Origin of the sequence: Thermosynechococcus sp., from assembly GCF_046299635.1 — a bacterium.
Taxonomy (GTDB): Bacteria; Cyanobacteriota; Cyanobacteriia; order Thermosynechococcales; family Thermosynechococcaceae; genus Thermosynechococcus.
In genome coordinates, this window is sequence record NZ_JBKBHV010000023.1 from 24,194 (window position 1) to 34,155 (window position 9,962).

General features: G+C 55.1%; 8 protein-coding genes. 4 read left to right on the forward strand and 4 right to left on the reverse strand.

Translation table 11 applies throughout. The annotated features are described in order from the left end of the window. Positions 1–122: 122 nt before the first annotated feature. Entirely contained in the window at positions 123–1,019 is an 897-nt protein-coding gene (locus ACK4IR_RS09690; protein WP_409874164.1) for an alpha/beta fold hydrolase, read from the reverse strand. A 91-nt stretch (positions 1,020–1,110) separates the two neighbouring features. On the opposite strand from ACK4IR_RS09690, the gene sat reads away from it, so the two are divergent. Next, positions 1,111–2,304, forward strand: coding sequence for a sulfate adenylyltransferase (gene sat, locus ACK4IR_RS09695; RefSeq protein WP_409874165.1), 1,194 nt, complete (start codon positions 1,111–1,113; stop codon positions 2,302–2,304). 927 nt (positions 2,305–3,231) lie between these two features. On the opposite strand, the gene ACK4IR_RS09700 is transcribed toward sat, so the two are convergent. Continuing rightward, a complete protein-coding gene (locus ACK4IR_RS09700) occupies positions 3,232–3,375 on the reverse strand; it encodes a hypothetical protein (protein ID WP_409850693.1) in 144 nt (47 codons plus the stop codon). A 249-nt stretch (positions 3,376–3,624) separates the two neighbouring features. Here ACK4IR_RS09700 and ACK4IR_RS09705 point away from each other — a divergent pair, with 249 nt between their 5' ends. Beyond that, positions 3,625–5,187, forward strand: coding sequence for a glycoside hydrolase family 3 N-terminal domain-containing protein (locus ACK4IR_RS09705; protein ID WP_409874166.1), 1,563 nt, complete (start codon positions 3,625–3,627; stop codon positions 5,185–5,187). A 79-nt stretch (positions 5,188–5,266) separates the two neighbouring features. After that, positions 5,267–6,130 (forward strand): 23S rRNA (guanosine(2251)-2'-O)-methyltransferase RlmB, encoded by an 864-nt coding sequence (gene rlmB, locus ACK4IR_RS09710; RefSeq protein WP_409874167.1) that lies wholly within the window; start codon positions 5,267–5,269, stop codon positions 6,128–6,130. Here rlmB and ACK4IR_RS09715 read toward each other — a convergent pair. Next, complete coding sequence (locus ACK4IR_RS09715; RefSeq protein ID WP_409874168.1) at positions 6,127–7,335, reverse strand: 4-hydroxy-3-methylbut-2-enyl diphosphate reductase; 1,209 nt, start codon at positions 7,333–7,335, stop codon at positions 6,127–6,129. The two genes, rlmB and ACK4IR_RS09715, sit on opposite strands and share 4 nt — an antisense overlap. 41 nt (positions 7,336–7,376) lie before the next feature. Further along, positions 7,377–8,564 carry a 1-deoxy-D-xylulose-5-phosphate reductoisomerase gene (dxr, locus tag ACK4IR_RS09720; RefSeq protein ID WP_409874170.1) on the reverse strand — a complete coding sequence of 396 codons (1,188 nt, stop codon included), beginning with the start codon at positions 8,562–8,564 and terminating at the stop codon, positions 7,377–7,379. Between the two features lie 117 nt (positions 8,565–8,681). Here dxr and ACK4IR_RS09725 point away from each other — a divergent pair, with 117 nt between their 5' ends. Next, positions 8,682–9,866 carry a DNA double-strand break repair nuclease NurA gene (locus ACK4IR_RS09725; protein ID WP_409874169.1) on the forward strand — a complete coding sequence of 395 codons (1,185 nt, stop codon included), beginning with the start codon at positions 8,682–8,684 and terminating at the stop codon, positions 9,864–9,866. Positions 9,867–9,962: the final 96 nt, after the last annotated feature.

Consider the following 9,962-nt stretch of genomic DNA (forward strand, 5'->3'; position numbering starts at 1 on the left):
GCAGCTTTTAGGGGAGACGGCTCGGCGGCTCAGCCCGTTTCCATTCTATCCCTTGGCGTGGAGTCCATTTGAGGGAGTGACGGCTTCCCCCGCCCACTCGGCAGATTGTCGGAGGGTAGAACTCAACCCCCCGTAAGTGCTTGGCTGCGCAGCCACTCCAACAGCAGGGTATTGACGCGATTGGGCTGCTCATCGTGGGGACAGTGACCTGTGTGCTCCAACTCCACAACCTGCATCCGCGGCTGTATCTGTTGAAACCGTCGGGCGAGCCTTGGCGGAATGAAGCGATCCTGCTTGCCCCAGATCAGCAATAGGGGTTGGGACACCTCCTTGAGCATTATTTTGACCCTAGGGCCAAAATTGCTCCGACTCATGGCACGAATAATTTGGACAAAGGCGCGATCGCTATTCTGGTCATAGGCCGGGGGGAGCAAAATTTCCAGCAATTCATCGTCCACACAGGCGGGGTTGGCATAGGCCAGTTGTGCCCAGCGTTTGACAACGGCCCGGCGCCGAATGAGGTAAAAGAGGGTACGCAGGAACCAAGGAGCCGTAAAAATCTGTTCAATGCCGCTCACAAGGGGGGCGATCGCCCTTGGGATCAGCTCTTCGCGCACGGCTGGATCCGGCAAGCTCAGCATCACTACTCCCGCCGCCATCTGCGGATAGCGATAGGCACAGGTGAGGGCAATCAATGCTCCGATGGAGTTGCCGACAATCACCGCCGGTTGCCCGACCATCTTCTGCCAAAAGGCATGCACCTGAGCTGCCCAAAATTCAGCACCATAGGCAGCAACGGGCTTTTCTGCTGCCCCTAACCCTATCAAGTCAAGGGCGTAGGTCGGCTGATGCTCCCCCAAAACCCGCAGATTGTATCGCCAGTGCCGTAAAGAGGCGCCAAAGCCGTGGAGCAACAGCACCGGAGCTCCCCCCTGGGAAGCGGGTCGCCAAAAACTATAGCGACTCTGCCACCCCCGCCAGCACCACTCCCGCTGCACACCGTAGCGATAGGCCTCCACCCGTTGTCTCCTGCACCCATTCGTCCAATAATGACTTCATATCTTATGAAGTTTTGCAACAGGTTCATCCAGCCTCAAAAGGAGTTCGACCTTGAGTTCATCCGTTACAGTCCAAAAGGACGCGATCGCCCCCCACGGCGGCATTCTCGTGAATCGAATTCTCTCCCCCGAACAAAAACAGGCTTGGCTTGCCCGTGCCGATCAATTGCCCCGCGTGATCCTCGATGAGCGAGCCGTCTCTGACTTAGAACTCATTGCCATTGGTGGCTTTAGTCCCCTGACGGGCTTTATGGGACAGGCCGACTATGAGCGAGTCGTTGAAGAAATGTACCTAGCCAATGGTCTGCCATGGTCAATTCCGATTACCCTCTCCGTCAGTGCCGAGGTGGCAGCTTCCCTAGAAATCGGCCAAACCATTCGTCTTGATAATGCAGCGGGTCAGTTTTTGGGCATTCTCGAACTCACAGAAAAATACACCTATGACAAACGCCGTGAGGCTCGCTGTGTCTATCGCACCGAAGATGACAAACATCCCGGTGTCAAGGTGCTCTATGGGCAGGGAGAAGTCAACCTTGCAGGCTCGATTTGGCTCCTAGAGCGGCATCCCCATCCCCAATTCCCCAACTATTGCATTGATCCGGTGGATTCCCGTGCCCTTTTCCGTAAAAAAGGTTGGCGCACCATCGTTGGCTTCCAAACTCGTAACCCTATCCACCGCGCCCACGAATATATCCAGAAGTGCGCCCTAGAGATTGTGGATGGCCTCTTTTTGCATCCCCTCGTGGGAGCCACCAAGGAAGATGACATTCCCGCCGATGTGCGCATGCGCTGCTATGAAATTGTCTTGGAGCATTATTTCCCCAAAGATCGGGTAGTGCTGGCTATCAATCCGGCAGCCATGCGCTATGCAGGCCCCCGGGAGGCGATTTTCCATGCCCTCGTCCGCAAAAACTACGGCTGTACCCATTTCATTGTCGGTCGCGATCACGCAGGCGTGGGGGACTACTACGGCACCTACGACGCCCAACATATTTTTGATGAATTTGATCCGGCAGCCCTAGGGATTATTCCCTTGAAGTTTGAGCATGCCTTCTACTGCACCCGCACCCAGTCTATGGCCACGAGTAAAACCAGCCCCAGCAAACCGGAAGAGCGCATTCACCTGTCAGGCACCAAGGTACGGGAAATGCTGCGCCGAGGGGAATTGCCACCCCCAGAGTTTTCGCGGCCAGAAGTGGCGGCAGAACTGGCACGCGCCATGCGACAACCGCAACCAACGCCATAGCCTCAAAACAAACAAAACGAGGGGGTCAAGCTGACGGCAGCAAGACCCCTACAAAAGTTAGCAGCGACGATATTGAACTCAACAACTAACGTGGACAAAACGTGGTTTTAGCTGGCGATCCAAACCCCCACTACGTGATCTCAACCGATCAAGCTTGGAGCATGGACACTAGGTAATGGATTGTTGTCAACGTTGACGACCTTTAATATTGGGAGGTTACCTAGCTTTGCCTTAACTCCCATGGACGACAGGATGGGGACTTCGGCAGTAACCACACGAACGATAAGGCTGGATAAAGCGAGAGGAAAAATACACAACGATGAAGCTCAAAGGATTGATTTTGATGTTACCCGCAAGATAGGAATGAGATTTATCTTGGAGTAACTTTGCTTTATCCCGAACTCAAGGACTAGGAGGCACAAGCCTTAAGTTCACTCTTATCGTTAACCTTTCTTTCTGTGCCTACTTTTAAGTTAGCATAGACTTTCGGAAATCCTCAAGTGTTAAGTGGAAATTCAATATCTGAAATATTCCTTAACTGATTCTGCAATATGCTGTTAGATTCAGTGGTTATGCCCTTTTAGTGGTATCCTTACCACCGAGCATTATCTCTGCGTTATGAAGCTCACCCCCCCTGCTGAGGCGAGGTGATGGTGTCAATGATAACCTGAGACTTGAGAGGCCACACATCACACAAACAAGCCCAGCTTCTAGGCGAGTATCGGGAACTTTCGCCCGAATACTCCTCACTGTCTTCTCGGCAAGTGAGTTAAAGTAGCAGGAGTCCTCTCCAGAGACTTAATGATGAGTCTCTAAACACAGGGAGAGACAAACTAATTCCAATGAGCAACTACCCTACCGTTGCTGGTAGGGTTTATTAATATGAGGGAAACTTACTGGGTAGATTCTGCTTGTGGAAGACAGTAACTAACTCTTACGAGCGGGTGTCCCCGTGAAGGGCTGTGCCCCTGTGGAAGGATAGTGATCGTTTCGAGGGGTGAAGATGCGCCCAAATGCCTCCATCAAAAAGACCATCATACTTTGCAGTTTCTCACGTAGTGCTTTTAACATAGGTCAACTCCTAAAGAAAGCAATTTAGGCTCCAGCCTTTGGCTTAATGGTTGAACACCGCAGAAAAGACTTGAAACTTGCTCTACCGGAGCAACGGAATCGGACTTCACCTCAACATCATTAGGTAAAGGCTGTACTTTTAGTATAAAAAATCAGACCAGTTACCTGAGAGAGTTTGAGACAATTTTTTATATGTTGAATAAGGAAGTTATTGATTTGTGAAATTTTGTTCTAAATGAGATTACACCCATGACATTTATTCCCCCTTTTTCTGATCTTTCACTCCGAGCGCAGGTAGCGCAAATGGTGGTTGTACGGGCCAGTGGCTACCTCTACGATTGCCAGATTCAGTACCCTGCTTGGGAGCCGCCCCAAGACACTCTAAAACATTGGATTAAAGACTGGGGAATCGGCGGCGTCATTCTTTTGGGGGGCAGTGCCGTGGAAGCGGCAGAGCGCTGTCGGCAACTCCAATCTTGGGCAACAATTCCCCTGTTTCTGGCGGCGGATATAGAGGAGGGGGTTGGTCAACGCTTCAATGGTGCAACCCAGTTTCCCCCGCCGGCGGCCTTGGGAGCCATTGCCCAAAAGAACCGAAAACGGGCAGTTGACCTTGCAAGGGAGATGGGGGCATACACAGCCGCCGAGGCTTTAGCCATTGGTTTGAATTGGGTGTTGGCGCCGGTGGTGGATGTGAATAATCATCCCGCGAACCCGGTGATTGATGTGCGTGCCTTTGGCGAGGAGCCAGATATTGTGAGTGTCCTTGCAACGGCGTTTATTCAGGGGGCACGTGCCTATCCGGTGCTAACAACGGCAAAGCACTTTCCCGGCCATGGGGATACGGCAACGGATTCTCACTTGATCCTGCCTGTGCTTCCCCACGATCGCGATCGCCTGCAAACCATTGAATGGCCGCCCTTTGTTGCTGCAATTCAGGCAGGCGTGGATGCCGTCATGAGTGCCCATGTGCACCTACCGGCCTTGGATGCCGAGCGACCCGCTACCCTGTCGCCCCGAATTCTCACGGGCATTCTCCGCCATGAGATGGGGTTTAGGGGGCTGATTGTGACGGATGCCTTGGTCATGGGGGCGATCGCCAACACCTACGGTAGTGCAGAAGCCGCTGTCCAAGCCGTAGAAGCAGGGGCCGATATCTTGCTTATGCCCTTGGATCCGCCGGCTGCTATTGAAGCGGTGGTGGCCGCCGTGGAGTCGGGGCAGATTCCCTTTGAACGCATTCAGGCCTCGGTAGCGCGGATTCAAGCCGCAAAGGCTCGCCTTCAGCCCCTCGTATTGCAGTTGGACTATTTCCAAGCCAGCCCGGCCGTTGAGGTGGCGACTGCCATTGCCCAAGAGAGCATCGAGCGAGCCGGCCAGAGCTTGCAACCTGTGACCGCAGGGGTGAATTGTCTGGTGGTGGATGATGCCCTCCACGCCAGCTTTTTGAACCGCACCTGTCCGGCATTGACCCTGCCCCCCCGCTGGGGATTTGACCAACGGCTGGTGGTGGATCGGCAAACGCCCCTAAGTATGATTGCCGGTCTTCCCAACGCACCGACCTTGGTTCAGGTGTTTAGTCGCGGCAACCCCTTTCGCGGGCAAGCAGGCCTAAGTGCAGTAGCGATCGCCACCCTCGAACGGCTGCAAGCCCAACAACAGCTGAGGGGGCTGGTGATCTACGGCAGTCCCTATGCCTACCGCGAGATTGCGCGGCAGCTTCACCCTGATTTGCCCCGCGTCTTTAGCTATGGTCACGACCGCATTGCCCAAGATCTGGCCCTGAGCCACTTGGCAAAAGGCAGCTCCTAAAGGTTTCGCGATCTTTTATGATGGCGATCGCCCCTTGGCAATGTTTTAGCGAACACCTGAGCCATCTTAGGGATTCTTCATGACCGAGAAACCTCGTCCCCGAAAAAAAAATCGCCCGACAGCAACCCGTTCTCCTCGCTCCCGGCGACACACCCCAACTCCCCCCCCGGCGGAGGAGGCCGCCGAACTCCTCTATGGCCGCCATGCGGTGCTCTCAGCCCTCGAAAGTGGCCGTCCCTGCAACCGGATTTGGGTGATTCCCTCCCTGCGCTATGATCCACGCTTCCATCAACGCCTGAATGAGGCCAAACAGAAGGGGGCGATCATTGATACCGTGACGCCCGAACGCCTCGATCAACTGTGCCAGCGGGGACGACATCAGGGGATTGCCATGCAGGTGGCGGCCTACAATTACTTGTCTCTTGAGGATCTCTTGGCCAAAGCTGCAACTGTGAATCAACCGGTGCTCTTAGCTGCCGATGGCATTATGGATCCCCAAAATCTCGGTGCCATGATCCGCACCGCCGAGGCCCTCGGTATGCAAGGGGTGATTATTCCCCAACGACGGGCTGTGGGTATTACCGCAACGGTCGCCAAGGCAGCCGCAGGGGCGTTGGAGTATCTCCCGGTGGCACGGGTGATCAACCTCAACCAAGCCCTTGAAACCCTCAAGGAAACAGGCTACTGGATCTATGGCCTCTCGGAGCGGGGAGCCGTGCCCCTGCCCAAGATTACCTTCGATCGCCCCACGGTCTTCGTGGTCGGCAGTGAAGGGGAAGGAATCAGCCTGCAAACGCAAAAGCACTGCGATGAAATGGTTGCTATTCCCCTCGCGGGGCGCACCAATAGTCTCAATGCCTCGGTGGCGGTGGGGATTGCCCTCTATGAGATCAGTTGCCAGCGATCGCCTGCTTGGGATTTGACCCAAGGGCCGAAGGCCTAGGCCACCGTGGCCACAGAGCGCAGGGCAAAAATTTTATTGATCACCTCCTCGACCACCTTATCGGGCGTAGAAGCACCGGAGGTAATGCCAATGGTAATGGGGCGATCCGGCAGCCAGTCTTCGCTCACGGTGAGGTTCCCATGCAGGGGCTTGTGCGCAATGCGATTCCCCGGCCCAATGCGATCGGCAGAGTCAATGTGGTAGGAAGGAATGCCGTGCTCAACGGCAATTTCTTGAAGGTGGGTGGTATTGGAGGAGTTGTAGCCCCCAATCACAACCATTAGATCTAACGGTTCCTTGACCAAATTCAGCATTGCATCTTGGCGTTCTTGGGTGGCATCGCAAATCGTGTTGAAGCTCATGAAGTGCTCATTGAGGCGATCAGAGCCGTATTTTTGGATCATCGTACGCTCAAACAGCTTGCCGATTTGCTCTGTTTCTCCCTTGAGCATGGTTGTTTGATTGGCAATGCCGACCCGCACCAAATCGCGATCCGGATCAAAGCCCGCCGAACAGGCCTTGGCAAACTTGGCCATGAAGGCCTCGCGATCGCCCCCCTTGAGAATGTAATCGCAGACATAGCGGGCTTCCTCAAGATTCAGCACAATCAAATACGTCCCGGCAAAGGAACTGGTGGCGATCGTTTCCTCGTGGTTGTACTTGCCGTGAATGATCGAGGTGAAGCTCGCTTTTTTGTGCTTTTCCACACTGTGCCACACCTTCGAGACCCACGGGCAGGTGGTATCCACGATTGTACAGCCGCGCTCATTCAGCAATTGCATTTCCTGAACACTGGCACCAAAGGCGGGCAAAATCACCACATCTCCTTGGCGCACCTCACTAAAGTCCTTTGCTCCATTGACGACGGGGACAAATTCCACGGCCATTTGCCGCAGGCGCTCATTGACCGAGGGGTTATGGATGATCTCATTCGTGATCCAGATGCGCTCTGTGGGAAAGTGGGTGCGGGTCTCATAGGCCAGGGCAACGGCACGTTCTACGCCCCAACAAAAGCCAAAGGCCTCCGCCAAGCGAATCGTCACATCCCCCTGTTGCCAGCGATAGCCATTGGCGCGGATTTGCTGAATCAGGGCACTTTGATACTCCCCTTGCAGTTGCTGACTGACTTCCTCGCCGTGGCCAAAGCCTTTGCGGTGATAGTTTTCTGAACTGTGTAGCGATCGCTTGAATGCGCGGGTATCCATTGGCTCTCCTCTGAAGCAATCTGATGGTATTTTGACACACTCTACAGAGCAACCATGGGGCTGACCCCCCGCCGCGCCAAGGCCTGTACCGTTTCTCGCGCCCAGCGATCGGCGGCCAAAATGTCCTCTAGGGTGGGGTTGGGAATGTTTTGGCCAGCGTAGCGATCGCAGGTCATCTCAATCAGTCGCGGAATCTCTAGGAACGAAACCGCCTCGGCAATAAAGAGCGCCACTGCCTGTTCATTGGCGGCATTGAGGACGGCGGGCATAGCCCCGCCGGCGCGACCGGCAGCATAGGCCAGTCCCATACAGGGATACTTTTGGTGATCGGGGGATCGAAATGTCAAATCCCCTGCCTTCACAAGGTCAAGGGGCGACCAATCGGTGGGAATTCGCTCCGGCCAAGAGAGGGCATACAACAGGGGCAAGCGCATATCCGGCCAGCCCAACTGCGCCAGCACAGAGGTATCCTGCAACTCAATCAGGGAGTGGACAATGCTTTGGGGATGGATGACAATCTCGATGTTGTCGTAGTCCACCCCAAAAAGGTAGTGCGCCTCAATCACCTCTAGGCCTTTATTCATTAGGGTTGCCGAATCCACCGTAATTTTCGGCCCCATTGACCAATTGGGGTGTTTGAGGGCATCGGCCACCGTCACTTGGGAGAGCTTCTCCACCGGCCAATCCCGAAAAGCTCCGCCGGAAGCGGTGAGAATAATTTTTCGCAGCCCGCCCTCGGGCACCCCCTGCAAGCACTGAAAAATGGCGGAGTGCTCAGAATCCGCAGGCAGCAGCTTGACACCGTACTCCTGGAGTAAGGGCAAGACCACCGGCCCGCCGGCAATCAATGTTTCCTTGTTGGCTAAGGCAATATCTTTGCCCGCTTTGATGGCGGCGATCGTCGGCACCAGACCCGCACAGCCGACAATGCCTGTGACCACAATCTCGGCATCCCCATAGGCCGCCACCGCGGCAATCCCGGCTTCCCCGGCCACCAGTTGGGGTTTTTGGGGTAGATCGGCCAATGCCGCCTCCAGCTCCGGCAGTTGATTGGGATCGGCAATACCGACAATCTCCGGCTGAAAGCGGCGAATTTGGGGAATCAGTCGCTCTAGGTTGCGCCCGGCCGCAAGGCCAACCACCCGAAAGCGATCGGGATATTGGGCAACAATGTCGAGGGTTTGGGTGCCAATGGAGCCGGTGGAGCCAAGGAGATTGAGTGCCTTCACAGTTTTTGAGGGTGGGTCAGGGGACACCTTAATATCTACCGCAGGAGGGGACACAAGGCAAACCCATACCCATTCCGATGAGAATAGCAATAGGCGCTTCCCAACTCTTTTCCGGTCATGGTGTTACCCCTTTCCCAACTGGTGCAGCAACTGAATGCCAAAAAGACCGAATTTCTCAGCTATGACACCGCCTTGGCCGAGGTGCGACAGGCCTATCAACAGGCTCTAAGCCACTGGCAGCAACAATCCCTTACCGAGATCAGCAATGCCATTGATATTAATTCGGAGATCACCCATTGGGGGGCACGCCCCGTTGAACCTTGGCATCAGGGGTGGTGTATTCCCTTGGGGGTGCAGTGGCCGCACCGTCAGGCGGCACGGGAGTGGGCAACGGCTGAACTGATGGAGGTCACCACGGTTGCGGTGGATGGTTCCCAGATTGTTCCCAGTGAAGAGCTACTGTTGCCGGTGGGTGTGGTGCAGGCGGGGTGGTTTCTCAATCCCCATCGGCGCGATCGCCCCTATGCCAAGGAAATTGCCCTTGAACTGATTACACCGGCGGAACTGCGCCAGGCGGAAGCCCAGTTGCGACAACCCCAGATTTATCGCTTCCACGAACGCTATATCCACCTGCGCCGCTTTGAATTGGAGTTAAAAACTCTCCGCGAACGCATGGCCGAGGTAACGGCTCCCGCCCTGCTATTGTTTGATGGCTCTTTTGTGGCCACATTTGCCGAATCCTATGCCCCCGAATGGCAAGGACGCTATGTGGCAGCCCTGCGCCAAACCTTAGAGGCCAGTGTGCAGCAGCAGATGCCGGTGGTTGCTTACATTGATAGCTCCCAAGCACGGGATTTGGTGACCCTTTTAGGGCATCTGGCCGGTCTGTCTCCGAGTCCTTACCTTTCCGATGCCCAACTATTGAATTCTGTCTTGACCCAGTGGGGCGATCGCTCCCCCTTGTTTATCTGCGATCGCGGCGGCATCCTTGAAAATTATGGTACTTGGGCCAAGGGGATTGGTTTTTGCTACCTCAAAGCGCATCAAGGGTATCCGGTGCGCCTAGAACTCCCCTTGTGGATTTGCGAAGCGGGCTTACTGGATCAGGTGATTCGCTGGCTCTGTGGGGAACTGATCACTGGTCAAGGCTATCCCTATGCCCTCGAAACTGCCGATCAGTTGGCCGTTCTCCAGGGGAGCGATCGCCAGGCCTTCCTCAGGCAATTGCAGGTGTGGGCAGAGGACGCCGGTATCGAACTGCGTTTTAGCCGCAAATGGGTGAGTAAACAGCAGCGGCGTTAGTTTTATTGGGGTGAGTTTTTTGACGCTCATCCCGCTAACGCTTCTCGTATAGCGGGAGATTCCCCCTTCACCGAGTCTTGGCTAGATGTCCCGAAG